Below are 26,649 nucleotides of genomic sequence, written 5' to 3' on the forward strand. Positions count from 1 at the left end.
GGCAAATTATTGTTTGCTTTTTATTCATTTCGAGGAGAGAATGCGCGTCGGCTAGTTAATCAGCCTGTTTATGTTTGCCCTGCAATGCTTCACCTCACGATGAATCCTGCCAGTACCCGCATAACCTTCTTCTGATTTACTCGCCTTGAGAACCGTCAGGCTGTCTGCCTGCGTTGCCCGGCTCTCACGGTGCAGACCCGATCTGCCCACCCAATTTGATTTATGCATCAGCATATTCCTTGAAAGTGCAGACGCCCCTTAACCGGGCTGGGTATTCCTGCGCGCTTGTCGTTCACCCAATCGACCGCGCCCATTGACCTGACATTTGCCAATACAAGGAGCAAACACCTAATTTATATAGAGAAATACCATGATGAAAGCAGTACAAACACACAAGCCCCTGCGTCGCAGCAAACCCATCAACCTGCCTGTGCAAGAGCACGACAATGATGCGTTTCTGATCCAGTTCAGCACCCGCTTCAGCGGCGGTTTCGCCATCTCCTGTGATGGTATCGCTGGCGAGTTCTCCATCGAAGACCTCAACTGATCCTGCCTGCCCTCCGGCAGCGCCCGATGCAGACAGGCCGCAACTCACGGCGGCCTCTTTGCTTCTCTCTCACGCCTTTAGCCAGACCTGGGCTCTTGCTTGTCACTCAGCCTGACAGCCACCTCGCCATTCGCTTTCCAGCTCTCTGACCCTGATCACTGCTCCAGCAGCAGGCACTCATCAGCATCTTCGCTCAACTTGACCAGTCGGCTGCGCACCAACCCCAGCTTGGCCAGCAGGCCGATGGATCGCTCGTTGCCCGGAGTGACGATGGCAACTACCTGCCCGATCCCCAACCGGCTTTTTCCATCGACGAGGACGGCCTGCGCCGCTTCGATGGCGTAGCCCTGACCGCGATATTGCGGCAGGAAGGCATAACCGATATCGACCTGCTCCAGGGCGTCGCGCTTGATCAGGCCGCAGATACCGAGGCTGGCACCGTCCTCCTTGCGCTCCACCAGATAGAGCCCGTGACCATAGCGGGCATAGCTGACCGCCGGTCCCTGCTGGATATACTCCTGCGCCTGCTCCAGGGTGCGAATGCCCCGATCACCGATGTAGCGATAAAAGTCGCCGTCATTGAGCAGCTCAAGGATGAAGGGGGCGTCGGTGACGATCATTTCGCGCAGGATCAGGCGGGAGGAGGTAATCATGGCAAGAGCTCTCAAACGGAAAGTGAAGGGCAAAGAGTGCCCCGTCACTCCCGGGCTGGCAAGCCTGTGGCACCATCGGCCATGAAAAGGGGCCATGTTGGCCCCTGATGAGATGGGATAAACGGGCTCAGGCAGCCAGTAATCCGGCGTAGCCATTACCCTGCTCGCGCAGCGCAGTGAACTGGGCAGCGCAATCGGCCCAGCTCAGCCCCAATGCATCTGCCACCTTGTGGGGCCACTCGGGTGGCGCCTCTTCCCCCACATCGGATTGCGCAGCCAGCACGATCGCCAGATGGATCAACCCGGCCTCGGCGGAGAACTCCTTGGCCAGCATGGGGTTGTAGTGATACTCCACCGCATTGCTGATGGTCTCGGGAAACTTCCAGTAACGTGCCATGGCCGCCCCGACCTGGGCATAGTTGAAGCCGACCACCAGCTCTTCCGCCTTGGCCCGTCCCTTGTGCAACTCCAGATCGTGAATGTGGTGGACTGTGTTTTCCGGCAGGCCTACGTGCATCACCAGTCGGCCAAGATCGTAGAGCAGCGCGCAGGTAAAGACCTCATCCCCCTTCATCCCCTTCTTCACCGCCAGACGACGCGCCAGCTCAGCCACGTTGAAGACGCAACCCCAGAAATGTTTGAGGTCAATGCCGGGCACCGCAGTGACCGATTCGGTGAGCCCGCAGGCCAGCACCATGTTGCGCACCATCGCCAATCCAAGCCGCACCGCGGCCTCATTGACGGTGCCGATCTGACGACTGCTGCCGAATTTGGCCGAGTTGGCCAAGCGCAGCAACTTGGCGGAGATGACAGGGTCCTTGTTGATCAACTTGCTGATCTTGAGCAGATCCGGATCCTTTTCATTGAAGGTCTGGATCAAATCGCGCATCACTTCCGGGATCTGGGGCAGTAGCTTGGGCTCGGCCAGCAGGGAATCTATCGTGGGCATAGGCGTGTCCATCCATGTTATCTGTGTTCCAACCTGTTTGCCTTGGCAAACTCCTCCTAATTATGGGTAACAAATGGCCTCCCCATCGGATTGTTTATTCGCTGGTCATTCAAGGTGTTAGTCACATTCAGGCTATACTGGCCGCCACATTCACTGTTGCGGATATCCCATGAACGACACTCAGGAATTTTTTGATGAAGACGCGCTGCTGGAGATGGTGGAGAACCAGCTCAACGACGATCACCCGCCCCATGTGAAGGCGACCCTGATGCGGCTGGTAATGAAGGGCACCCCGCGGGAAGAGGCGCTGCAATATATCGCCTGCGCCCTCGGGGCCGAGCTGATGGCGATGGAGGCCGATCAGGGCCCCTTCAATCTCACCCGTTACGGCGAGTTCCTCGACAGCCTGCCCGAGATGCCGTGGGCAGACGACTGACCCGAGCAGGATGACGGATGCAAAAGGGCGGGTGCCAATGGCCCCGCCCTTGTTGCATGGATCCGCTCCGGATCAGAACTGGGAGTTGACGATCACCTCTTCCCCCAGCGCCCCTGCCAACGGCAGTGGCCGATAGCTGGAGTTGGCGGCACGCAGCAGACGAATGCCGCGAATGCCGACCTCCTGCGCCGCCTTGATATCCCCGTCGGCGTCTCCGTAGAAGAGCTTCATCTGCTTATCCTTGAGCCACTGCACCTTGGTGTTCTGGCCCGGCTGATCACCGGCAAAAATCACCGGATTGAGCTGGTCGGCCGGAATATTCATGGTTTGCTGCAGAGTCTGGCTCACGGTTTCAGTCTTGGTGGCCGAGCGGCCGGTGACGAAATAGATGTGGTCACCGCGCTTGAGATGCATGGCGATGAGCGCCTTGCCCACCTCTTTCGGCATGCTGAACGCATCCCAGCCGTTATTCATCTTCTCCCAGAAGGCGGGGTTCTTCAGATAGCTCTCGTCGTTGGGCGAGAACTCCTGTTTGCCGCGATAGAAGCCCGGGCTGGAGAAGAGCAGGGTATCGTCGATATCAAACCCGACCGCCATCGGCGGCAATCCATCAAGGCTCTTGGCAATCTGCTCCACCGACACCCAGTGGATCGGCGCCTGCTGGGCCAAGGTGACGGTGGTGACACCGGCAGGGATTGGCTGAACGGTAGCGGCTTGACCTGCTACCGCAGGCAGAGAGAGGGCGGCAGCCAGCAAGGAGGCAAGCAGCACCGGACGAGAGAGGTGTTTCATAAGGCAGGTTGTCATCTTCAATCAAAAGAGGGGGCCAATAGTGCCCCCATCCCGCCTCTCAAATCTGTGAATGCTCCTGCAAAAGGGAGCATTTGACGCCCGATAATTAATCTTCGATTGGCAGCAGATCGGTAAAGACGAAGCCGTCGCGCAGCACTGTCTCGCCGACCCGAATGCCGAGCGGACGGGAGAACATGGGGCCATCATAGGCCAGGGTGTGAAACTCGCCGTTCTCGCCGCACGGATCGACCCCCTCCGGCAGCGCCGCCAGCAGTGCCTCGTCAAAGTCATGGCCACCCAGGCTGGCATCCAGCTTGTTCGGGTCGAGAGCACTGATCCGCGCCTTCAATCCAGCGGCCACCATCTGCGGCGCCAGTTCACGGGTATTACTGCCCCACAGCGGGAACAGTGGTTCGATGCCGGTGCCTGCCAGCTGCTTTTCACGGTAGGCGCGCACATCCTCGAGGAATAAATCGCCAAAGGCCATATGGCGGATCCCCTGTGCCACCACATCGGCGATAAAGCCGGTCATGATGCGGGCGTAATCCTCGTTGCTGCAGGGCCAGGGCAGATCGATGGTGATGAGGGGCAGCCCGACGCAGGCGGCCTGCTCGGTCAACAGCTGCTTGCGCACCCCGTGCATCGCCACCCGCTCGAATGCCTGATTGAGGGTGGTAAACAGCCCCACCACCTCGATGGCGGGATCTTGCCGCAACTGATGCAGTGCCCATGCGCAATCCTTGCCGCTGCTCCAGGAGAGCAGTACCCGTTTCTTTTCCATCATTCCTCCGCCAGCGGGGCACTCGGATTGCCCCAAAAAGATGCAAGACAGTGTTGCGAATTGCGCGATTTACACACAAGAGGCAGGCAGCATACTCTCGATCACCTGTATATGCCCCTTGCACGGGGTGACAATAACTAAAAAAACCGATGGGAAACATACGGATATGACCACGACCACACAACAGCACGATCACGCCCGCCCCCTCAATCGACAGGATTACAAAACCCTGAGTCTGGCTGCCCTCGGCGGCGCGCTGGAGTTTTACGACTTCATCATCTTCGTCTTCTTCGCCGTGGTCATCGGCGAGCTGTTCTTCCCGGCCGATATTCCCGAGTGGCTGCGCCAGTTCCAGACCTTCGGCATCTTCGCCGCCGGTTATCTGGCCCGCCCGCTTGGCGGCATCATCATGGCCCACTTTGGCGATCTCATCGGTCGCAAGCGGATGTTCACCCTCAGCATCATCATGATGGCGCTGCCGACCCTGTTGATCGGTCTGTTGCCCACCTATGCAGTGCTCGGCATCGGCGCCCCCATCGCCCTGCTGGGCCTGCGGATCCTGCAAGGCGCCGCCATCGGCGGTGAAGTGCCCGGCGCCTGGGTGTTTGTCGCCGAGCACGTCCCTGCCCGTCGGGTCGGGGTCGCCTGCGGCACGCTCACGGCGGGATTGACGGCCGGCATCCTGCTTGGCTCCCTCATCGCCACTGCGGTCAACAAGAGCCTGACCCCGGCCGAAGTGAGCGAGTGGGGCTGGCGAGTGCCCTTCCTGCTGGGCGGTATCTTCGGCATCATCGCCATGTACCTGCGTCGCTGGTTGCACGAGACCCCGGTCTTCGCCGAGATGCAAGCCAACAAGACCCTGGCTGACGAACTGCCCCTCAAGTCGGTGCTGCGCAACCACAAGAGCAGCGTGGTGGTCTCCATGCTGCTCACCTGGCTGCTCTCCGCCGGTATCGTGGTGGTGATCCTGATGACCCCCACCTATCTGCAGAAGGTCTATGGCATCAGCCCGGCTGACGCCCTGACCGCCAACTCGCTGGCCATCGTGGCCCTGACCCTCGGCTGCATCGTCTATGGCCGACTGATCGACCTGCTGGGCAGCGGTCTCACCTTCATGTTCGGCTCCCTACTGCTGGCGGGCTCCAGCTACGCCTTCTATCACGGTCTGGCGGCCGGTACGAGTCAGCTGGTGCCGCTCTACATGCTGGCAGGCTTTGCTGTCGGGATTGTCGGCGCAGTGCCTTACGTGATGGTCAACGCCTTCCCACCGGTGGTGCGTTTCTCCGGTCTGTCGTTCTCCTACAACGTGGCCTACGCCATCTTCGGCGGCCTCACCCCGATGGCGGTTACCCTCTGGATGAAGAGCGACATGCTGGCCCCCTCCCACTATGTGGTGAGCCTGTCGGTGCTGGGTTTCGCCATAGGTCTCTGGCTCTGGTTCCAGCAACGGGCCATCCGGCAGCAGCAAGCGCCACAAGCGGTCTGACCCGAACAACAAGCCCCGGCATCTGCCGGGGCTTTTTTGTACTGCTTATGTTCAGTTTCGCCAGCATAAGATAGCCTCCCTCTGGGGCCTGCCACCCGCATCGCCCCATGGCTTCCAACTCTTTATCCGAGGCTCAAGATGTTCTTTCAGGTCGTATTACTCACCTTGCTGGCGCTGCTGCCCATGGTCAACCCGCCCACCACGGCCACCCTGCTGCTGGGGCTGAGCAAGGGGATGTCGCGCGAACACGTGCGCCGTCAGGTCAATCTGGCCGCCATCTATCTGTTCTGCACCCTCTGCATCACCTTCTTTATCGGATCCTCGATCCTGGATCTGTTCGGGATCTCCATTCCGGGCTTGCGCCTGGCCGGTGGCCTCATCATCGGCTTTATCGGCTTTCGCATGCTGTTCCCCGCCCCCAGCCAGCAGAGCGGGGTCGATATCAACCAGAGCATTGCCTTCGTACCGCTCACCATGCCCAGCATGTGCGGGCCAGGTACCATGGCGCTGGTAATAAGCGGGGCAGCCCAGATTGCCGAGCTGCCTGACGAGTACAACCGCCTCACCATCTACGCCGGTGTGGTAACGGCGTTTGCCCTGATGAGCCTGATCAGCTGGGGAGTATTGAAGCTGGCGGATCCGGTCTGCAAGATCCTGGGCGCCACCGGCATCGACGCCATGACCCGCATCATGGGCTTCCTGCTGGTCTGCATGGGTATGCAGTTTTGCATCAACGGCATCAAGGAAGTGGCACAGGATCCGGTCTTCCACGGCGGCCAGACCGTGCAAACCGCACCTGCGCTCCCAAAGGCTTCCGGCACGTTTGATCAGTTGCCGCAGAAGCCCACCGGCTCTGATTGAAAACGGTATCAAAAAGTCCCTGACGATCTGCACTGATCTTGTTCCTGATCATGTTATTGACACACAAATGAGTTAGTTTGTTTTTCATACAGACTGTATTCAGATGGACGCTGATAGGTTTGTTGATGAATACCCACTCAACTTCAGGAGAGTATGCAGATGGACAAGATGCTGACCGAAATAGGGAGCCATAGCCTGTTTCACGAGTACCTGAACGTGGTTGGGATTGCGAGCCCATCCCTCGCCAAGATCGAGCAACGCTGGGAATATAAAGATCAAGAGCAGCTGGTTGCCAAAATCCAGATCGACAAACAGGGTAACGCTCGCTATTTCATCGACGCCCGCGCCATATCCGTCAACTGATACCGAATAACCCGCCAGCCCCGGTCCAACGACCGGGGCTTTTTGTTGCCTGTGGTTCCCTGAATAGCAAAACCCCGGCAAGGGCCGGGGTTTGAATACATCGGGTTACGCCGCTGCGCGGCTAACCCAACCTACGACGTGCCACCCACGGTGAGCTGATCCAGTTTTAAGGTGGGTTGGCCGACACCGACCGGCACGCTCTGCCCCTCCTTGCCGCAGATGCCGACACCGCGATCCAGCGCAAGATCGCAGCCCACCATGGAGACCTGGCTCATCGCTTCGGGGCCGTTGCCGATCAGGGTCGCGCCCTTGATGGGGGCAGTGATCTTGCCATCCTCGATGAGGTAGGCCTCGGAGGCGGAGAAGACAAACTTGCCGGAGGTGATGTCCACCTGACCGCCACCGAAGTTGGGGGCATAAATGCCCTTCTTCACCGAAGCGATGATCTCGGCCGGATCGTACTGGCCCGCCAGCATGTAGGTGTTGGTCATGCGCGGCATCGGCATGGCAGCGTAGGATTCGCGGCGCCCGTTGCCGGTGAGTGGCACCCCCATCAGACGGGCGTTCTGCTTGTCCTGCAAGTAACCCTTGAGGATGCCGTTCTCGATCAGCACGTTGTAGCCACCCGGTGTGCCCTCGTCATCGATGGAGACGGAGCCGCGCCGCCCCAGCAGGGTGCCATCATCGACGATGGTGCAGTGCTTGGAGGCCACCTGCTCGCCGATGCGGCCAGCAAATGCGGAAGATCCCTTGCGGTTGAAATCCCCCTCCAGACCATGACCTACCGCCTCGTGCAGCAGCACGCCAGGCCAGCCGGAGCCCAACACCACTGGCATGGTACCGGCTGGCGCGTCGATGGCTTCCAGGTTGACCAGTGCCTGACGCACAGCTTCACGCACATAGCCAAAGGCGCGGCTCTCCAGCCCGTCCAGTTCGAGGAACCAGTCGTAACCAAAGCGCCCGCCGCCACCGGCACTGCCACGCTCGCGGCGATCGCCCTTCTCGGCAATCACAGTCACCGACAGACGCACCAGCGGACGCACATCCGCGGCCAAGGTGCCGTCGGTGGCAGCCACCAGCACCTCTTCGTAGACGCCGCTGATGGAGGCCATCACCTGATTGATGGCGGGATCCAGACTTCTGGCGAACTTGTCCATCTGCTCCAGCAGGGCGATCTTCTGATGCTTGTCGAGGGTCTGCAGCGGATCCATGGCCGGATAGAGCAGGTTCGCTTCGGTGCGGGCCCACGCCTTCACCTTGCCGTGAGCACCGGCTGCGGCGATGCCGCGAGCGGCAGTCACCGACTGTTGCAGTGCCAGCAGGCTCAGCTCGTCCGAGTAGGCGAAGCCGGTCTTCTCGCCGCTGACGGCGCGCACCCCGACCCCCTGATCGATGTTGTAGCTGCCATCCTTGACGATGCCATCTTCCAGCATCCAGGACTCGTGCCAGCTGCGCTGGAAATAGAGATCGCCGAACTCCACCTGATGGCTCATCAGGCTGCCGAGCAGCTGCTGCAGGCGCCCTTCGTCGAGATCGTTCGGGGCCAACAGGGAGGCACTAACCTGGCTCAATAGACTCAATCTTCTTCTCCAATCTCGACGTGAGATGTCGTAACGGTTAATTCATCCGGTGTGGCCCGGTGTTCAGTTCGTATGCGCAGGGTGCAATGGGCGCCGTGAATGGCGCCGCCAACCCCAAGATCGGCACAGGTGCAATGTGCTTCGCTTGTTGCACCCTACGTCAATCAACACCCCGGGATCACAGCAACCGGGCATGCCTCAGCACCGGCATAGTGCGCTGCAATTCATCAATAAGCTCGGCATCCATCTGTGCCAGCACAGTGGCACGGCCCGATGGCTGGCAAGCCAGCACCCGGCCCCAAGGGTCGATCACCATGCTGTGGCCCCAGGTCTGGCGCCCCGTTTCGTGAGTGCCGCCCTGATTGGCAGCGACTACGTAGCACTGGTTTTCGATGGCGCGAGCCCGCAGCAGTGGCTCCCAGTGCGCCTCGCCGGTCACGGCGGTAAAGGCGGCAGGCACCAGCAGCACGCGGGCACCGGCACGGGTCAACTGGCGGTAGAGCTCGGGAAAGCGCAAATCATAACAGATCGAGAGGCCGAGGGGACCAAAGGGAGAGTCCACCAACACAGGCGCCTCCCCCGGGCTGAAGGTCTCCGACTCACGGTAGCGACCGTGATTGTCCGCCACATCCACGTCGAACAGGTGGATCTTGTGGTAGTGGCCCCTGAGCTCACCGCTTGGGTTAAACACCAGCGAGCTGGTGTGGATATGGTCGGAATCTGCGATGGTGGTCGGCATAGCCCCGGCCACCAGCCAGATGCCATAATCGCGGGCCCATTCAGCCAGTTGCTGCTGGATCGGGCCCTCACCTATGGCCTCGGCCCCATCCAGATAACCCTGCCGTTCGCCAAACAGGGCGAAGTTCTCCGGCAGCAGCACCAGCAGCGGCCGCTCTTTGGGCAAGGCCGCCAGTTCGGCGGCGATCTGCTCCCGGTTATCCTGCCAGTGACGGCCAGATACCAGCTGTATTGCGGCTAACCACATGACGTTCTCCTTGTCCGCGTTAATCGCGATCCACAATATTCGGGTCTTTATCCATCTCGGCCAGCAGCTTGCGAAGATGATGCCTGACCAAGCCACGCTGGCCCCGTTCCGCCCATTTGAGGCAATCGAACAACTCCCACACCAGGCCATCCCCTTCGGCCATATAGGCAGGAAAGTCCCAATGGCTTGGGGCGGGGCCAGCTACCTCAAGCGCACCAAGGGAGGAGGTTTTATCGAACAGTGGCAAGTAAGGTTTGGCAAGGGGGAACTCAGCCCCCCGATCAAGGATGTGGATCTCGATGCTGGACATGTCGAGGAAGATGAAGCGCCAGTATGAACAGACCTCTTCATGTCTTCCTTGCCAGCAGTGAAAGATGGGCCGATCCCCCACAATGGTGCGCACCAGTTCGTCTCCCTGCTTATGGAAGCCGGGCTCGGCCAGCAGCAAGAGATCGACATCGGATACCCGGTCTGCCTTGCCCTTGGCGAGCGACCCAACCACTACCCCAGCATCAATCGCAGGATGAGCTGTGCCATGTTTCATAACCGATTCCAGCAGTGCGCGCTGCAGTGGCGGGATGGCAGACCAGCGCTCATCCTTCATCATGACGGAACCCCGACAGCAACCGCATCCCCGGGCTGCAGGGTGTAATCCAGCACTATGATGCGCTCCAGCACCGGGCGAAAGATGGCCTTGAGGGCATCGTGATCCGGATGGGGCAGATAGCGCTGGCGGACTGCTTCATCGGCGAAGGTCATCAGCACGCTGTGGGTAAAGCCATCATCCCTCCCCTCCGGGCTGTCATTCTCCCCCCACTCCACGGCGGTCACGCCGCTGACCTGATGGGGAATGGCGAGAAAGGCGGTACGCACCGCATCTATCCGGGCAGGCTGGGTGTCCGGTTTGAAGGCGATCAGCAGGATATGTCGGATCATGGCTCACTCCTTGTGATGGTGCCGGGCCGCTCGTTCAGCGCTGAGCGGGCCCCGCGTGTTTGGGGCTCAGCAGGAAAGGGGTCACCTCTTGGGCCGGCAGGCTGGGAGCAACGGCGTCAACCGTCTCTTTCTGCTGCTGGTTGAGCATGATGCGCGCGCGATCTCGTCCCGCCTCGATCAGCTTGGGTGCGTCGAGCGGGCCCGAGATGCGAAAATCGATACGGGTCACCACATCCACCACCGGCTCCAGCAGTTTGGAGAGGGCCAGCACATAAAGCCCCGTGACCGGCGTGATGGAGAAGGCCGCCACCACCGGCAGGGTGCCCCCCAGATTGGGGGAGAAGCTCAGCTCGTAGTCGAGCCGCCAGCGCACCAGATCGGCGATCCCCTCGCCGCGAAGGTTGCCTGCCGCCCCCTTCATATAGAAATCATCGTTGCTGACCTGCCCCTGCTTGATGGTGGCAGAGGCGGACATGGATTCGAAGTAGAAGCCCTTGTCGAACACATCGCGAAAATCGAGCCGCAGCTTGCGCAGCAGGGAGTCGAGGCTGAGCAGGGAGAGCAGCCGCGCCCCCTTGTCGTTGACCTCCCGCAGGGTGCCGCCCTCCAGCTGATAGTTGGCACTTCCCCCCAGAGTCGGCAGACTCGGGCGGTAGGGCACATCCTGCCAGTTCAGATCAAAAGCGAGGGAGCCGGGAGCATCGCCGATGGGCGAGGTGTAGCCGAGCCGCTTGAGCAGCAGCTCGCTGTTGTTGCTGGTCAGCTTGCCACGGGCACGGGTCTGCATCCGGTTGCCATCGGCCAGCCAGTCGACGCTGCCGGTGAGCTGACTCCCCGCCAGCCGCACATCCAGCCCCTTGAGGGTCACCTTGTTGGCGCCGGGCACCAGCTCCCCTTTCACTTCACCAAGAGGTAGCTCACCAAAGCGGCAATCGACACAGCTCACCTTCAACCAGGGGATGGAGGCCATGATGGCGTTGTCCTGCTTGGCATCGGGATCCGGGCTGAGATCCGAACTCTTGCCAGACCAGTAGATGCGGGCAAACTTGGCATCCACCGGGCGATTGGCCACTGCGGGCAGGCGGATCACCCCCATCACATCGGGGCTGTCGATCATCACTTCGGTAGCCTGATTGGTCGGCCCCACGGTGAAACGCGCCGCCTTGAGGGTGGCGCTGCCGATATAGGCGCGGGCCAGCTGTCCATCCACCCACCACTCCTGTGGCAGGAAGGCGGGGCCGACCACCGCGTTGCCGGTCTGATTCTGCGCCGGCAGCCATTGTTTAAGTCGCGCCAGCCAGCCACCGACATCGGCCTCCTGCTGGTTGATGGCAAGCAGCATGGGGGCATCGCGCATTACCCGGGCGCCCGGCTGGCCTATATCGACCCGCACCCTACTGAGATAAGGCACCCCTTCGCCGTAGACCAGTCGGGTCTGCATATCCACATCGGCCCCCAGCACGGCACGAATGTCGGCGCTGCCATCCCGGCCACGGGCGATAACCTTGAGCGGCAGCCGGCTGGCACTGTTCTTGGCCAGTGGCAGCGGCAGATCCAGCCCCATCCCCTGCAGGTTGGAGTCGAGCGCCAGCTGGAAGCTGAACGGCTTGCTGTCAGGCAGGGTCAACCCGAGCTTGCCGCCCCAGTTGCTGCGGCCGTTGAGGATACCGTACGAGGAGATGGCGGCGGGTTGGCGGCGGCTATCCCACTGCCCCTTGAAATCGAGGTCGACCTGATAGTGATCCGGATGCTGGCGCCCCTGATAGTCGAGGGTCAACGGCTGGTTCCACAGGCTCGCCTTGAGGTTGTTGAAACGGGTCTGTTCGTTGTCATATTCGAGGCGCCCCTGCACCTTCTCCAGCGGCAGATCCAGACTGGCGACCAGCACCTTGTTGTTGCTGAAGGTGGCATCGCCGCTCGCCTTCACCTCGCTCTCGCCATCGAGAGGAATGTCGAGCTTGACCGATCCTGCCATCGGGCCGCGGATCTCGATCTCCCGCAGCGCCTGACCTACCGAACTGCCCAGCGGAGAGTCCTGCAGGTAGTCGCTGATGGCCTTGCCCTCTCCCTGCACCTTGGCATCCACATAGAGGTGGGCGCCGGGGGAGAGATCCGGGATCCAGGCATGCACCGAGTCGGAGCTCGCCTTGCCGAGTTTGGTGGATCGGCTGCGCATATCGAGACCGGCATTCTGGAACAACAGGTCGATCTGCAGGTCGGTGAGCGGTTGCCAACCGGGGAAGAACTCGTAGGTGGCCTGCTCCAGCGGCACCGCCACCTGGAAGATGCCCTTGCCGTTGTCGTAGGGAAAGTCCCTGAACTCGCCATACCAGAGCAGGTCGGCCCCCTTGGCCTTGCCCCCCTTGATGGCGCCGCTCAGGTAATCCACCAGCCCCTTGTCCATCGCCTGCAGCGGGAAGTAGCGATCCGCATGGCCCGCATTCTTCACATCGATGCGGCCGGTCAGGGCCAGGAAAGGGTGCTCGAACAGATCGAGGCGGAAACGGCTGGCCAGGGTCAGATCCGGGTTATCCAGCGCGATATCCTGCCCGTAGAGCACCCAGCCCTGTTCCTCGCGCCACCAGTCGAGGCGGGCCGAGAAGTTGTCGACCGGGATCGGCATCTTGAAGTGACGGGCGGGATCCACCTTGTCATTCGCCAGCGCCAATCTGGCGCTACCGCCGGTCGGAGTAAGCCAGAACTCGCCGTTGAGATCCTGCATCCCGGGTATATCCTGCCACGCCTTGAGGCGCACCTTGCTGAAGCGGCCGCTGAGGGAGAGATCCTGCCAGTCGGCATTGGCCAGCAGCGTCAGATCCTGCACCGCCCCCTGCGGATTGGTCTGGCGCAGGGTCTCGCAGAGTGTGGGGTAGAGCGCCGAGACCAGCTGACTGATCTGGGTGATCTTGTCGAACTCTATGCTGGGCAGATAGCCCTGCACCCGCTCCCCAATCCGCTCCAGTTGCAAGCGGCTCTGCAACCAGGGTTTGCCATCCAGCTTGAAGGTGACGTTGTGGCTGGCCAGTTGCCAGTCAGTGCCGTCACGGCGCAGCTGGATCTTGCCACCATCGAGACCGAAACGGTGCATCTCCCCTTTCTTGGGATCCTTCCAGATCAGGTAGTTGTTGCCAAACGCCAGCAGGGTATTGCCCAGCTTGCCGCTGTCAAACTCGCTCCAGAGCTGGAAGTCGAGCTGACCGGCAACCTTGGGTTCGCCCGCATGGATTTTGGCCAGGGTCGGGGTGATATCGAGCTGGCGGGCCCCCAGATAGAGTTGTCCCTTGAGGCGATCGAGCCGGGCAGTCGGGGCGTCCACATCCAGAATCAGATCGAGGGTGCTCTCGCCCACCCCGTTGATGAGGTAAGCCTTGCCGACCCCCTGATGGCGCTTGCCACGGTTCTGCCAGCGCAGTTGGGCGATGTCGAGGGCGCGCAGATCACCGAGGGAGGTGGTGACGCTGAGGCGGGTGTTGTGCACATCGAAGGTAGAGAGCTGGGTCAGCAGAAAGCGCAGCAGGGCGCCCTGCTGGGGATCGCCGGAGGGGCTGTCGTCAGCCGGTTGGCGCAAGTCGATGGTGATATCGCCATCGCTGAGGATCAGCTCGCCAAACACCGGCTTGAGCTCGTTAATGGTGCGCCAGAAGTCGAGATGCACCCAGGCTTTGCCAAGCTGTACGGTAAAACGCCCCGAATCCGGGGCGATGGCGAGTTGCTGTAGTTCGAGCGCGGGCCCGGATTGTGTCCAGTCCAGCCCCACTTGCTCCACGCTGACCTTGAGTTGTGAATCGCCCAGCAGAGTGTGGATCAGACTCTCCCGGTATTGATTCAGCAAAGGGCCCCCGACCCGTACCAAGGTGACCAGCGTGGCCATCAGTACGAACAGGACCCCCAGGGCCAACCAGCCCCGACTCAGCCAGCGATAGACCAATTACATCATCACCACGTCGAACTGCTCCTGACCACAGAGGGGTTCGCTCACTACCCGCACCTGCTTGCCGATGAACACTTCCAGCTCAGCCAGACTGTGGGACTCCTCGCCATGGAGGTAGTCGGCTACGGCCGGGGCCGCATAGACGGTGAACTGATCCGCATCGTAGGCACGATTAACCCGGATGATCTCCCGCAGGATCTCGAAGCAGACCGATTCCACCGTCTTGACCCGGCCGCGCCCCTTGCACTCGGGGCACTCGGAGCAGAGCACATGCTCCAGACTCTCGCGGGTGCGCTTGCGGGTCATCTCCACCAGACCAAGCTGGGAGAAGCCATTGACGTTGGTCTTGGCGCGATCCTTTGAGAGCGCCTGCTCCAGGCTGTGCAGCACCCGACGGCGGTGATCTTCCGACTGCATGTCGATGAAGTCGATGATGATGATGCCGCCGAGATTGCGCAGGCGCAGATGACGGGCGATGGCCGCCGTCGCCTCGACGTTGGTGTTGAAGATGGTCTCTTCCAGATTGCGATGACCGACAAAGGCGCCGGTATTGATATCCACCGTGGTCATGGCTTCGGTCTGGTCGATGATGAGGTAGCCGCCGGATTTCAGCTCCACCTTGCGCTCCAGCGCCCGCTGGATCTCGTTCTCCACGTCGTAGAGATCGAAGATCGGCGACTCGCCGGGGTAGTACTCCAGCTTGCTGGCCAGCTCAGGCACGTACTCTTCAGTGAAGCGCTTGAGCTGATCGAAGCTCTGGCGCGAGTCGACGCGGATCTTGTCGAGCTCGGCACCGACGAAGTCGCGCACTACCCGGAATGCCAGACTGGGATCCTCGTAGAGGATCTTGCAGGGTGGATACTTCTGCTTGCGCTCGAGGATCTTGCGCCACAGCCGTTTGAGGAAGGCAGCATCCTGCTCCAGCTCCTGCTCCCCCACCCCTTCGGCGGCGGTGCGGATGATGTAGCCACCCAGCTCGTCCACATAGCCAGCTACGGTGCGCTTGAGGCGCTCCCGCTCCGCTTCGGACTCGATACGTTGGGAGACACCGACGTGGGCACTGCCCGGCATAAAGACCAGATAGCGGGATGGCAGGGTGATATCGGTAGTGAGACGGGCACCCTTGGTACCCAGTGGATCTTTCACCACCTGCACCATGATGTCCTGTCCCTGACGCACCAGCTCGGCGATGTTACCGACCTGGAACTGCTCCTTCTCCTTCACCGCCACACATTCGGTGTGCGGCACGATGTCGGAGGCATGGAGAAACGCCGCCTTGTCCATGCCGATATCGACGAATGCCGCTTGCATGCCGGGCAGCACCCGACTGATCTTGCCTTTGTAGATATTGCCGACAATGCCGCGCTTGGCCTGACGCTCTACATGCACTTCCTGCAGCAGACCGTTTTCGACCAGAGCGACCCGGGTTTCGGAGGGGGTAACGTTAACCAGCAGTTCTACCGACATAAGTAACCTTGCCTGTTCCAGTTTTGAATTCTATAGAGCCAATCCGGTACAACGCGCGCAAGGGAGAAACGCAGCAGAGCACAGCTGACGGGAAATTATTTGAGCTGTTCCAGATGATGCTTGATCAGCAGGTCTGTCTCCAGCAGGGGCAGGCCGACCACGGCGCTATAGCTCCCTTCGATGCGGCTAACAAACTTGCCGGCAATACCCTGAATGCCATACGCCCCGGCCTTGTCACAGGGCTCACCGGTCTGCCAGTAGGCCTCGATCTCGGCCTCGTCCAGCTTGCGAAACGCCACGTTGGTGGTGACCAGACGCACGTCACAACGCTCCTTGCTGGCCAGCGCTACCGCCGTCATTACTTGATGCACCTTGCCGGAGAGGGACTCCAGCATATCTTTGGCATCCAGCAGATCGGACGGTTTCTCCAGTACCCGGTCGCCCAGCACCACTATGGTGTCGGCACCCAGCACCGGCAACGCCGTCGGCGCACACGCCACGCCCGCCATCGCCTTGTCACGGGCGAGACGGCAGACATAATCCTGCGCCTTTTCACCCTCTTCCCGCTGCTCGGGCACATCCAGTTTCAGCACCTCGAAGCGGTAGCCAATCTGGGTCAGCAGTTCACGGCGACGGGGAGAAGCCGAGGCGAGATAGAGTTGTGGTTCGTTGTTTTTGTTCATATTTACCTGATATTGAAGCGGCGCCGCACCTTGCGCAGCACCAGAAACACCCAGGGCCATATTAGCATCGTCGTCAACGTCGACCAAAAGTAGGAGAAGTTGAGACTGGCCTGGCTGAACAGATGCTCGGCCCAGAATACCGTCATTTTACCCACCAGCGAGAGGCCACCGATGATCAGTGCCTGCTGCCAGAGGGAGAAGTTGCGGATCTTCTGGAACTGGAAGGCCGCCAGATAGGTGGTGATGGCCATCGCCATCGCCCGCACGCCGAGGGTGCTGCCAAGCAGCACATCCAGCAGCAGGCCCGCCACCCAGGCGGTGCCGACGTTGGTCCGGTGCGGCAAGGCCAGCGCCCAGTAGATGAGCACCATGGCCAGCCAGTCCGGGCGGAAGGGGTCAAATTCGAAAGGAAGCGGCAGGATCGACAGGCTCAAGGCCAGCAGGATCGAGATCCAGATCCAGATCCTGCCGCTGGCGGGTTCTAGCATCAGCGGGTGGCTCCTGCGGCGGACGCAGCGGGAGCCGCCCGTTCGCCATCCTCATCATGAACTTCAGGCTTCTTGTCGGTCCACAGCAGCAGCAGATAGCGCAGTCTGTCCAGCTCCACCAGCGGCTTGGCCTCGACCTGGGCGAAGGGCTTGCCCTCCACATACTCGGAGCGGGTCACAGTCGCCACCGGATAACCTTCCGGGAAGCGGCCACCCAGACCCGAGGTGACCAGCAGATCACCCACCTGAATATCGGTGTTGCGCGGCAGGTTGCGCAGCTCAAGCTTGTCGAGCTCACCACTGCCGGAGGCAATAGCGCGCAAGTCGTTGCGCAGCACCCGCACCGGAATACCGTGGCTGGAGTCGGTGATCAGCAGCACGCGACTGGTGGTGGAGCCCACGTGGAGCACCTGACCAATCACCCCCTGATCGTTGATCACCGCCTGACCGTTGTAGACGCCATCCAGCGCCCCCTTGTTGATGAGCACCTGATGGCTGAAGGGGTCAGAATCCACTGACAGCAGCTCGGCCACCATCTTGCGGGACTCCTTGTGCACCGGCGAACCCAGCAGCTCACGCAGCCGCTGATTCTCGTGCTCCAGCTGATCCATTTTGAGCAGACGGGCACGCAGAGTGAACAGTTGCTGCTCCTGCTGCTTGGTCTGCTCGATGAGATCGGCACGGGTCTGCACCTGGGTCGACATGGTGTCGAGCAGGGTACCGGGCGCATTGGCCATGTATTGCAGGGGACTGACTAACGAACTGAGGTAGACGCGGACATGGGTAAACACACCGAAGCGGGAATCCGCGACGATGGCAGCGATGGAGATGATGACGGCGAGAAACAACCGTAACTGAAGCGAAGGGCCTCTACCAAAAATGGGTTTCATGGGTCGTCAAAAAAGAGCCGGCACGCTGGCCGGCTTTGGGTCTTATTCGTAGTGGAACAGATCGCCACCGTGCATATCGATCAGCTCCAGCGCCTTGCCGCCGCCACGGGCCACACAGGTGAGGGGATCTTCGGCCACGACGACAGGAATGCCGGTCTCTTCCATCAGCAGACGGTCGATATCTTTCAGCAGTGCGCCACCACCGGTCAGCACCATGCCGCGCTCGGAGATGTCGGAAGCCAGTTCCGGCGGAGATTGCTCCAGCGCCACCATGACGGCAGCCACGATACCGGACAGCGGCTCTTGCAGCGCTTCCAGGATTTCGTTGGAGTTGAGAGTGAAGCTGCGCGGTACACCTTCAGCCAGGTTGCGACCACGGACTTCAATCTCGCGCACCTCTTCGCCCGGATAGGCGGAGCCGATCTCGTGTTTGATGCGCTCGGCAGTCGCTTCACCGATCAGGCTGCCGTAGTTGCGACGAACGTAGCTGATGATCGCTTCGTCAAACTTATCGCCACCGATACGGACTGACTGGGAGTAAACCACACCGTTCAGAGAGATGATGGCCACTTCAGTGGTACCACCACCGATATCAACCACCATGGAACCGGTCGCTTCAGATACCGGCAGGCCGGCACCGATGGCAGCAGCCATAGGCTCGTCGATCAGGTAGACCTCACGGGCACCGGCGCCCAGTGCGGACTCCTTGATGGCGCGACGCTCAACCTGGGTGGAACCGCACGGTACACACACCAGCACACGTGGGCTGGGGCGGAAATAGTTGTTGTCGTGAACCTGTTTGATGAAGTGCTGCAGCATCTTCTCGGTCACGTAGAAATCGGCGATCACGCCATCTTTCATCGGGCGGATTGCGGAAATGTTGCCCGGGGTACGGCCCAGCATCTGCTTGGCGGCATGACCAACAGCAGCGACCGATTTGGCGTTCCCGCGCTCTTGGCGAATGGCGACAACTGAGGGTTCGTTAAGGACGATCCCTTGATCTTTTACATAGATCAGGGTGTTGGCAGTTCCCAAATCGATCGACAGATCGTTGGAAAAGACGCCTCTGAGCTTTTTGAACATGGCTACGGGAAATCCTAAGAATTTGGAGGTGCAGAAAACCGGCTAACTTTACCAATGCCCACCCCAATGGGCAAGCGCTCAAACTGTCGCCAATCAATCAGGCGCGACAAAAATGCGAGTCATCACTCACTCGCACACGCTTGCAAACACTAATAAACAAGGATTTAGGGGGATGCTGTTGAGCCAGCCCCCCTTTCACATCATTCAATGCAATACTTCGCGCCGATAAATAATTCTGTCATTACCCCGGCTGGAGCCGAAAATGGCCTCACCTTGCAGGTTGCCGTCATTGGCACTCGTTGGGTCAGACAACCAGAGTGGCGATGATGGCTGTTTTGCCAATTCGACCTTGTAGGGGATGCGCACCGAGATGTCCGGCTTGGCAAAGTGGAACAGGATCTCCCCTTCTTTCGCCAGTGCAGCATCCCCACCCGGTGCAGAACTACCCAACCCCAGCTTGATCTTGCGGCCCGCCCCCAGATTCAGCTCGCGAGTCGCCGCATCAAAGGTGTGACTCGAATTGAGGAAAGTGAACCCCTGATTGGCCAAAGAGAGCTGGGTACATTTATCTTCCTTGTTTTGCAGCCAGTTGCCCCCTTCGTAATATTGCATCTGCAGTGGAATGGCCAGCGGCGCCGAGGCCAGGCCCGCCGCCGTACCAGCCTGCAGGCGGCCGTACAACAGCTTTTGAGTACCCAGCAGCACCGCATTACACCCCGATCCGGAACATGTCCCAGCGACAGCAGTATTCATATTTGAATTAGCCAACAGTGTATTCCCGCCATCCTTATCATCGACTTTGAGACCAAAGCTCAACGTGGCGAAAGGTGCTTCTGGACTCACTACACGATCAAAGCGGGTATTCAGCCCCAAAGGTGACTGCTGATTAACGCTCGCAATACCACTTGCCCAGCTGAGCGAGGGAGATAGTGTAATACGCTTGTCACGCGCAACCCCATCCAGAGCATTGGCAGCCACCATCTCAGCAACCCCTTTAGCGAACGCCCCCTTATAGTTCTCTGTCGTCCCTTTCTGCAGATTGCGTGCAGTGAGGACAAAACCGCTGGCAAAGGGCTGGCTCATGTATGTAAAGGCATTGCAGGCAGGCGTGATAAAACCATTACTCAAACTGTAATCCCAGGGTACGAAGCGGCCCACCGGCATGCTGCTGGCGGGAGGGATGGTATAGCCGAAATAGCCCGTAGATACAGTGCTTCCTTCTGGCGGCTTTGCCGCCGGTGGCGTCGCCGTCATCCGGAACACTCCCACCTCGCTCACGGTCTGGCTAACGTTATTGGCACTGTTGGCCGCAGCCACATGGCTATAGGCGGTAGTACCCAGCGTTGCATTGGTGCCCGGATTGGGTGCCACCAGCGTACTGCCCAGAGCAATATTGGGCAGGGCAAAGTTGGGCGTAGTCTGATTCCCTACGCAGATATCCCCATCATTGGCCGACTCCCAGGCCATCGCCTTGATATCTACCTGGAACGTTTCCCCTGCTTTTTTGAATACCGGACAACTGCTATCACCTGCCGCGCAGACCCCTTGCGGAGGGGTTATACACAAGCCGACAGGACGTGCCACAAACGTGTCGGACCCCGTCATCACCAGACCCGCCGTCTCACCACTGCCATTATGACTGGCTGAAAGCTGCATCTGACCCGCATCCGGGTAGGTCACTTTTTTCAAGGTCGCCTTACCCTGATTATCGAAAGTCAGGTTAAGGGTGGTTGGCGTTGGTGAAGGAACACTGGCGGCATAGGTAGCGATGGCATTGCCATCGATGGAGATCTTGCTACCAAAGCTATTGGTATTTGGATTGTTGTACGTTCCCCAAAAGCCGACAGACCTCACACCGGTAAATCCGGGCACACATTGCTTGGTAATATCGTCTTTTTTGACCGCACTGATAGTCACATCCTGAGGCTGGTTGGAATAAGTATCAGGCACATCAAAGAAGAAGCCGCTATCGGCAAAGTTCAGGGTACAGGCTGCCGCACTGGGCGTACCGGCCCCGGCCTTGCACAAGGTTTCACTGAGTGGTTTGACAGCAGGAACGGAATTGTTCACACCAAGCGTCACTTGGGCCTGAGTATTGTTACGCAACAAAACTTTGCCCGTTCCACCGGTAAAGGTCACCGTATTGCCACTCACATTGTTGGCACCAGACAGTGGGTACCAACCACCATCCTGGAGACTCTGTGGCAACAAGGAAACAGCAACTTGTTCGGTAATCAGCAGACTGCAATCTGGATTTGCACACGCCTTGATAGTGATCTCTTCCGGATTGCAGGTCAGAGGTTGACCCGAATACTGCAACTCGAAATGATCTACCTGAACGCCTACCTCTCTTGATTTCAGCGCACATATTTCTACGTTATCGAGTTCGTGAATATTGGTCAGGGCACCTGTAGAACCTGTCAATGACACATAAAAGTCTTGCGGTAACGGACTTTGCCCCAATGCAGGATCCAGCGCATCAAACGAATCGATAAGAGAAATAAACCCGCTTCCCGTATCACGCTCTACTTTGACCATCGCTCGCCCACTGGTTCGTGAATCAATCGTCAGACGGTAACGATGGTTGGCGCTACCGTTACCATCTACCTTTGGACTCAAGCAACTGGTATTAACATTGGTAGTTCCGTTATTACAGGTGCCTCGCAGATAGTTATATCCGGAAAAATTGGATCCCGAGCCACGCACGACAACCGATTGCGGGCGATAGCCCACACTTCCCCCCCCCCCAAAGGATGAGAAGTTGCCATATTCATCCAAGCCAAATCCGAGCCAACCGCCAGCAAATCCAGGTGAGTTACTCGGTTGATAATGGCCATAACCCAAGGGCCCCCCAGCAGCACCTGGCTGTGGCGTCACCGACGCATCAGAAAGCACAACGGTCATACCATCTGCACCAGTGCTCGTGCCACCATAGGCGTAGTGATTAAATGTCAGCGTCACCAGATTGCCAGCAGCAGGAAATAGCCGCTGATAAGTCGCAGAGGTTGCTTGTCCCGTGCTGGCTTGTGTCATCCGTAAACGTCGGTCTGCTGTAATTGATGGTATAAATCCTCCAGCACTCTGCTTGACGGCCCACCTATCACCGAGCGGCAGGGAGAAGTCATCGGTCTCACAAATCAATGTCGAGCCACCACAGGGATGACGTTGACTATATAACTCAGCTATCTGAGTGTCAGACAGGGCCGAACCATAAATAGCAACCTCATCAATTCGGCCATTAAAGCTGCGACTATCAATATAATCTCGGCCAATCTCCAAATTTTGTGTATTTGCTCTTAACGAGTTTGCATCATTACCTCTAGCTGTATCAGCGACTCCATTGATATATATTTTTTGACGTTGATTGCCAGCAGCCATTGCATCATAGCGAATGACTATATGGGACCATGTATTTAACGGTATTTTGGTGTTTGTTGTCAGTGTCTGGTTCACGCCAGAACTTCTTTCCCAATACCAGAACACTCTGCCTTGACTATCCAGATGAAACTCATAGTTGCCATCTTTTGACACGATAGAATACAAATTTCCAGCTGATGGCCGACTTACCGGATATACCCAAGCAGAAACAGTTAACTGATTGGAAAATGACAGGCGAGCGTCATGTGGCACTTCAATATATTGATTGCTGCTGCCAGTAAACTCACCATAACCACAAGTACCAAGATTATTCGCGTTTGCAGGTAATGCAGGCGACACAGTATTAGTTTTCGCGCCCCTCATTGCGCGACCATGTAGCACATCAGCAACAGCGTTTTTGACTTCTCCTGCAACACCAGTCCACTTACTCTCTTCAAGCTGATACAAGGCAACAGGTGCCGGGACACAAGCATTTACCGGATTTGACACTGGTAGGCAAGTACCAGTCACAGAGCTATTGTTGACATTCACCACCCCACCGGCATTATTTGTTGCAGCGGTCAGATTGCCATAAACCGTAGAATTGGTAACAGTGATATTATTTGATGTGGTCGAGATAATGACAGGACTTCCCTGAGATCCCAGTTGGCTACCTGTTGCATTAAAAGAGCTAGCCCCAGAGACACTTCCACTAGTCATATTAACTGAGTTGAACGTCACTGGATTATTTGAGCGCATGGTAATATTACCACTATAAGTTCCGCCAGATATCGTCAACGAACTATTTGCACTGATATCTCCTGATAACTGCACATTAGTCACACTGACAGAGTTACTACTGCTGGTGATATTTCCCTGAACAACTCCCGAGTTTAGCGACACGTTCCCACTGGTAGTAATACTTCCGTATAAGTAGATATTGTTCAGTGTAATATTTGAGCCGCCAGCTAAAATATCACCATATATGGTGTTTTGATATCCTTGAGATACAATGCCACCAAAACTAGCCTTAAGGTTTATTCTACTTGAGGCACTGCCAATCTTGTTATTCGTGAGAGAAATCCCGGCATCTGCACTCAGCGTTGAATCTTGACTAGCGACAATCACATCACCGTCGTTTAATGTTACCTGACCATTACCACCAGTACAGGTGTAAACATTTCCTGACTTTTGCCATGTGGTATTACATGGTGGGTATTGATTGATGGATAAATTATATTGTTGCGCCACAGCTGTACCGCAGAAAAGTAATAAACCAACCAGCCATTTAAAATCCATCACTTTCCTCTCCGCTTGTATCATCTGCCGCAATATCGATCGTCAGTACAAAGTGCAGGCGAATGACTTGCACTGAAACAGCGATAACCACTCCAGCCAGAAGTGACTAACACAACCGACATCATCGCCATCACGATTCATGGCGCTCCTCCATCATAAGCTTCAACCATCAGGGTTCGGCTCACGGCAAAATCAGGGTTGGCACTGTTAAGGTCGGAGCTGCCACAGGTTCCGACACTCTCGAGACGATAGCCATTGGTCACAGCTCCGTTATAGGTCACTGGCACCGTGACGCAACGAACCACTGCCTGGCAGTTGGTCAATCCGGGCGTGCTGGCAAAGCTCAGTGGGCTGCTTGCCGGACAGACCGCAGGTGGGTTCGGTTGGGCAAGCGTGCGTTTGGGGAACAACCGATAGAGCGCCACTTCCAGCCCGCTCTGGGCGGCCAGCAGGGCCCGCACGCTGCGCACCTCCACGGTATTTTTCTCGCCGCTATCGACCAGAAAACGGCCCATTGCAGCCGCCAGCAGAGCCATCACCACAATCACAAACAGGGCGATCATCAAGGCACTGCCTCTCATCCGTCCGAAAGCCTGTGGATCAGGGCACATTGAACACCTCGATCTTGTGGTTGAAGGTGACCGACTCCCCCTTGCGCTCGAAGACAAAGCGCATGCCAAACTCCCCTTCGGCGTTAAACGCCGAGGTTTCCCGATAGAAGGTGCCAATACGAAGGGAATCCGCCATCAACACGCCCTGTGCAGGTAAGGGTCCCCCAATGGGCGCGGTAGCGCGGGTCAGCGTGTTTCCTTCCACACAGTAACGTACCTGCTGATTGGCAAAGTAGACCCGGCTGCCTGGAGAGAGGCCCGTCAGACTCTCGGCACTGGTATAGCGGATGGTTTGCGCTCCGGATACGGGCGTCAGCACATCGGTAACCCTGGCTACACAACGGCCATAATCGCAGCCTGCCGTAAGCGATCCGACATTTTTGTCCGGCACGGGGAATACGATCAGCTGATCGTCTTTTTTGACGGCGGTGGCATCAACATCCAGCGGATTGGCAGCAGAAGCCGGGGTCGCCATCACCAGCTCAAGGGTGGCCGTGCTCCCCGACATGGCGCGGTTAAGTGCCAGATAGCGGCTCGAGGTGCTGATGGGCCAGAACCGCAAACAGGCACCGGTGTCGTCCCATGTCCCGCCAGTCGTCTCGATCCGCTCCGAGCCCGGCACCGCATCACGCAATTCGCGGTTAAGCCGCTCCATGGCGAAGCGGGCATCGCTCATCAGTTGCTCACGACTACTGGCATCGCCATAAATCTGGGTACCGATACCGATAAACTGGCTGGTAAAGGTCGCCATAATTCCGAGCAGCAGGATAACCATCACCAGCTCGACCAGGGTAAAGCCACGATTACCCCGAGGTTTACGGTAGGTTCGATTGGCCGCCAGGCGTAATCGAACGCCGGAAGTGGTTACAGGCGCGGACATTCGGACAGGCAAGCAACACCCAACAGCGGAGCGATCCATCAGTAGTTCCCCCGGTAGAAGGAGAAGTCGAGCACGCTCTGATCCGGTAGCTTGATCTGCAGATCAATACGCTTGCCCACAGAGCAGGGGGCGACACAACTCTTGAAGGTGCCGTCGCTGAAATCGGCTCCACTCACCGCAATTTTCACCTGATAGTTGCGATACTCCTCGCTACTGACTGCCACCTCAGTTTGGGTCAGCGTGTTGGCATCCACCCAGCTACCTGCGGTATCGAAATCATCCACATCGTTATAGGCATAGGATGCGGGCTCGCCATCCGGACCATAACTGGTGGAGCAGGAAGAGATGGTCACCCCAGCCACCTGCTCGCCACAACGATAACGACCACCGTTATGATCCGAATGTTCATCAAACGACTTTTGCAAGATCTCGCCGGAGAGGCGCTGGGCCAGCTGGGCGGCCCGCACCTGCTGCACCGGATCCACCGCCTGCGGCGACTGATTGATAAGCAACCCCAATATGCCGGTCAAGGCCACCGCCAGCAGCACTATGCCAACGATCAGCTCAATCAGGGTGAAACCACGCTTAAGGGATCTCATGGATAAACCCCTCGGATTCAATCTTGATACGACTGGTCTCGCGACCATCACTCACCAGCAAGGTACAACCGGTGGCACAGCTGCTGCCTAGCGGTCTGCCCATCTGATCGAAGCGCAGCACGAAGCGGTTGTTGTTATCTAGGGAGATGGAGATACCGGCAGAGGGCGTAACCAGTCGACCACGGGTCTCCAACTGGGGAGTCCAGCCACTATTGGTATCCAGATCATCGCTGGCGGGACACGCAGCATAAGTTCGGTGGGCAAAACGGGGAGAGGCAACCACCAGCTGGGTACAACGGTTGGCTGGCTCATGCATATTGACGGTCTGCACCAGCCGCAGGCGAGTCAGCAACTCGTCACGTACGGTTTGAGTTTCAAAGCCGCCTTTGCCCAGCCATTTGGGCACGGCAAAGGCGGCCAGAATCCCGAGTAACAGGATCACCAGTACCAGTTCAATCAGGGTAAAGCCCTTGGTTGCAGGCATGGGATTTCTCATCAGGGAAAAGAGAAAGCGAGGCCGAAGCCTCGCTTGCACGTTTACTTACAAGTATCGGCCAATTCAACCTTGAAAGGAGTATCTTTATCAGCAGCTTGTGTATAGGTCACGTAACAAGAGTTACCCTTTGTATTATCAGGATAAAAATCTGCAGTGCTCCCTGTAGGGGTCGCAGGAGAGACAGACCAACCATCCAATGTAAGTGCATTTTTAACTGTCGCAGCAGTCGGATAACCATAAATCGCCTGAACTGTAGTTCCAGCAACAGATACGGCAGAAGACGATGCCTCAAGGCCTTCCAAAGCAGCCTTGCTATAAACCAAATTGGCTGCACTCTGCAGTGCAGATTGAACACCCTGCGCAGCAGACTTACGAGCATCATCCTGCAGATTCAGGAACTTGGGTGCAGCGGTGACCGCCAGAATACCCAGAATGATGATCACGATAACCAGTTCGATCAGGGTAAAACCCGCCTGTTTTTTCATTTCACTTTCCT

25 protein-coding genes are annotated in these 26,649 nt (G+C 58.3%); 5 read left to right on the forward strand and 20 right to left on the reverse strand.

Annotated features, from left to right (window positions below; all coding sequences use genetic code 11):
• The first annotated feature begins 370 nt into the window (after positions 1-370).
• Positions 371-547: a hypothetical protein gene (locus OKB77_RS17720; RefSeq protein ID WP_005340085.1), complete on the forward strand. Its 177-nt coding sequence runs from the start codon at positions 371-373 to the stop codon at positions 545-547.
• Positions 548-702: 155 nt separating this feature from the next.
• Here OKB77_RS17720 and OKB77_RS17725 read toward each other — a convergent pair whose 3' ends face one another.
• Positions 703-1,200, reverse strand: coding sequence for a GNAT family N-acetyltransferase (locus OKB77_RS17725; protein ID WP_199428133.1), 498 nt, complete (start codon positions 1,198-1,200; stop codon positions 703-705).
• Between the two features lie 127 nt (positions 1,201-1,327).
• Entirely contained in the window at positions 1,328-2,149 is an 822-nt protein-coding gene (locus OKB77_RS17730) for an HDOD domain-containing protein (RefSeq protein ID WP_005357745.1), read from the reverse strand.
• A 169-nt stretch (positions 2,150-2,318) separates the two neighbouring features.
• Between OKB77_RS17730 and OKB77_RS17735 the strand changes: the two genes are divergently transcribed.
• Positions 2,319-2,585: a hypothetical protein gene (locus OKB77_RS17735; protein ID WP_270818076.1), complete on the forward strand. Its 267-nt coding sequence runs from the start codon at positions 2,319-2,321 to the stop codon at positions 2,583-2,585.
• A gap of 72 nt (positions 2,586-2,657) precedes the next feature.
• On the opposite strand, the gene aphA is transcribed toward OKB77_RS17735, so the two are convergent.
• Together aphA and OKB77_RS17745 are read right to left on the reverse strand one after the other, a co-directional pair.
• Positions 2,658-3,377 carry an acid phosphatase AphA gene (aphA, locus tag OKB77_RS17740; RefSeq protein ID WP_199428134.1) on the reverse strand — a complete coding sequence of 240 codons (720 nt, stop codon included), beginning with the start codon at positions 3,375-3,377 and terminating at the stop codon, positions 2,658-2,660.
• Between the two features lie 106 nt (positions 3,378-3,483).
• Complete coding sequence (locus OKB77_RS17745) at positions 3,484-4,158, reverse strand: ATPase (RefSeq protein ID WP_019446503.1); 675 nt, start codon at positions 4,156-4,158, stop codon at positions 3,484-3,486.
• A gap of 166 nt (positions 4,159-4,324) precedes the next feature.
• On the opposite strand from OKB77_RS17745, the gene OKB77_RS17750 reads away from it, so the two are divergent.
• The 3 genes from OKB77_RS17750 to OKB77_RS17760 all read left to right on the forward strand — a co-directional run bounded on the left by OKB77_RS17750 (position 4,325) and on the right by OKB77_RS17760 (position 6,868).
• A complete protein-coding gene (locus OKB77_RS17750; protein ID WP_064338891.1) occupies positions 4,325-5,644 on the forward strand; it encodes an MFS transporter in 1,320 nt (439 codons plus the stop codon).
• Between the two features lie 138 nt (positions 5,645-5,782).
• Positions 5,783-6,505, forward strand: coding sequence for a MarC family NAAT transporter (locus OKB77_RS17755; RefSeq protein WP_005348656.1), 723 nt, complete (start codon positions 5,783-5,785; stop codon positions 6,503-6,505).
• A gap of 159 nt (positions 6,506-6,664) precedes the next feature.
• Entirely contained in the window at positions 6,665-6,868 is a 204-nt protein-coding gene (locus tag OKB77_RS17760; protein WP_005340062.1) for a hypothetical protein, read from the forward strand.
• 131 nt (positions 6,869-6,999) lie between these two features.
• Here the strand turns inward: OKB77_RS17760 and tldD are convergent, their stop codons facing one another.
• The 16 genes from tldD to OKB77_RS17840 form a co-directional block, all read right to left on the reverse strand.
• Positions 7,000-8,448 (reverse strand): metalloprotease TldD, encoded by a 1,449-nt coding sequence (gene tldD, locus OKB77_RS17765; protein ID WP_270818077.1) that lies wholly within the window; start codon positions 8,446-8,448, stop codon positions 7,000-7,002.
• A gap of 178 nt (positions 8,449-8,626) precedes the next feature.
• Positions 8,627-9,433 carry a carbon-nitrogen hydrolase family protein gene (locus OKB77_RS17770; RefSeq protein WP_270818079.1) on the reverse strand — a complete coding sequence of 269 codons (807 nt, stop codon included), beginning with the start codon at positions 9,431-9,433 and terminating at the stop codon, positions 8,627-8,629.
• Positions 9,434-9,452: 19 nt separating this feature from the next.
• Positions 9,453-10,040 carry a nucleotidyltransferase domain-containing protein gene (locus OKB77_RS17775; RefSeq protein WP_064338894.1) on the reverse strand — a complete coding sequence of 196 codons (588 nt, stop codon included), beginning with the start codon at positions 10,038-10,040 and terminating at the stop codon, positions 9,453-9,455.
• A complete protein-coding gene (locus OKB77_RS17780; protein ID WP_064338895.1) occupies positions 10,037-10,369 on the reverse strand; it encodes a Dabb family protein in 333 nt (110 codons plus the stop codon). Before OKB77_RS17780 ends, OKB77_RS17775 begins: the two co-directional genes overlap by 4 nt.
• A 34-nt stretch (positions 10,370-10,403) precedes the next feature.
• On the reverse strand, positions 10,404-14,297 hold the full coding sequence (locus OKB77_RS17785; protein ID WP_270818080.1) for a YhdP family protein: 3,894 nt from the start codon (positions 14,295-14,297) through the stop codon (positions 10,404-10,406).
• Positions 14,298-15,767: a ribonuclease G gene (gene rng / locus OKB77_RS17790; protein WP_005340056.1), complete on the reverse strand. Its 1,470-nt coding sequence runs from the start codon at positions 15,765-15,767 to the stop codon at positions 14,298-14,300.
• Positions 15,768-15,862: 95 nt separating this feature from the next.
• Positions 15,863-16,450 (reverse strand): Maf family protein, encoded by a 588-nt coding sequence (locus OKB77_RS17795; protein ID WP_005348636.1) that lies wholly within the window; start codon positions 16,448-16,450, stop codon positions 15,863-15,865.
• Between the two features lie 2 nt (positions 16,451-16,452).
• Positions 16,453-16,938: a rod shape-determining protein MreD gene (mreD, locus tag OKB77_RS17800; RefSeq protein WP_005340054.1), complete on the reverse strand. Its 486-nt coding sequence runs from the start codon at positions 16,936-16,938 to the stop codon at positions 16,453-16,455.
• Positions 16,938-17,828, reverse strand: a complete 891-nt coding sequence (gene mreC / locus OKB77_RS17805) for a rod shape-determining protein MreC (protein ID WP_005340053.1) — start codon at positions 17,826-17,828, stop codon at positions 16,938-16,940. The genes mreD and mreC overlap by 1 nt, the downstream gene beginning before the upstream one ends.
• Before the next feature lie 42 nt (positions 17,829-17,870).
• Positions 17,871-18,911 carry a rod shape-determining protein gene (locus OKB77_RS17810; protein ID WP_005340051.1) on the reverse strand — a complete coding sequence of 347 codons (1,041 nt, stop codon included), beginning with the start codon at positions 18,909-18,911 and terminating at the stop codon, positions 17,871-17,873.
• Positions 18,912-19,115: 204 nt separating this feature from the next.
• Positions 19,116-23,567 carry a DUF6701 domain-containing protein gene (locus OKB77_RS17815; protein ID WP_158512862.1) on the reverse strand — a complete coding sequence of 1,484 codons (4,452 nt, stop codon included), beginning with the start codon at positions 23,565-23,567 and terminating at the stop codon, positions 19,116-19,118.
• Positions 23,568-23,704: 137 nt separating this feature from the next.
• Entirely contained in the window at positions 23,705-24,130 is a 426-nt protein-coding gene (locus OKB77_RS17820) for an MSHA biogenesis protein MshP (protein ID WP_148660634.1), read from the reverse strand.
• A gap of 37 nt (positions 24,131-24,167) precedes the next feature.
• Positions 24,168-25,058, reverse strand: coding sequence for a PilW family protein (locus OKB77_RS17825; RefSeq protein WP_081250404.1), 891 nt, complete (start codon positions 25,056-25,058; stop codon positions 24,168-24,170).
• Positions 25,059-25,096: 38 nt separating this feature from the next.
• Entirely contained in the window at positions 25,097-25,657 is a 561-nt protein-coding gene (locus tag OKB77_RS17830) for a prepilin-type N-terminal cleavage/methylation domain-containing protein (protein WP_064338898.1), read from the reverse strand.
• Positions 25,644-26,141, reverse strand: a complete 498-nt coding sequence (locus tag OKB77_RS17835) for a prepilin-type N-terminal cleavage/methylation domain-containing protein (protein ID WP_064338899.1) — start codon at positions 26,139-26,141, stop codon at positions 25,644-25,646. The genes OKB77_RS17830 and OKB77_RS17835 overlap by 14 nt, the downstream gene beginning before the upstream one ends.
• A gap of 53 nt (positions 26,142-26,194) precedes the next feature.
• Positions 26,195-26,638, reverse strand: a complete 444-nt coding sequence (locus OKB77_RS17840; RefSeq protein WP_064338900.1) for a prepilin-type N-terminal cleavage/methylation domain-containing protein — start codon at positions 26,636-26,638, stop codon at positions 26,195-26,197.
• Positions 26,639-26,649 lie beyond the last annotated feature (11 nt).

Source organism: Aeromonas sp. Y318-3, assembly GCF_027706185.1.
In the GTDB taxonomy this organism is placed as follows: Bacteria; Pseudomonadota; Gammaproteobacteria; order Enterobacterales; family Aeromonadaceae; genus Aeromonas; species Aeromonas veronii.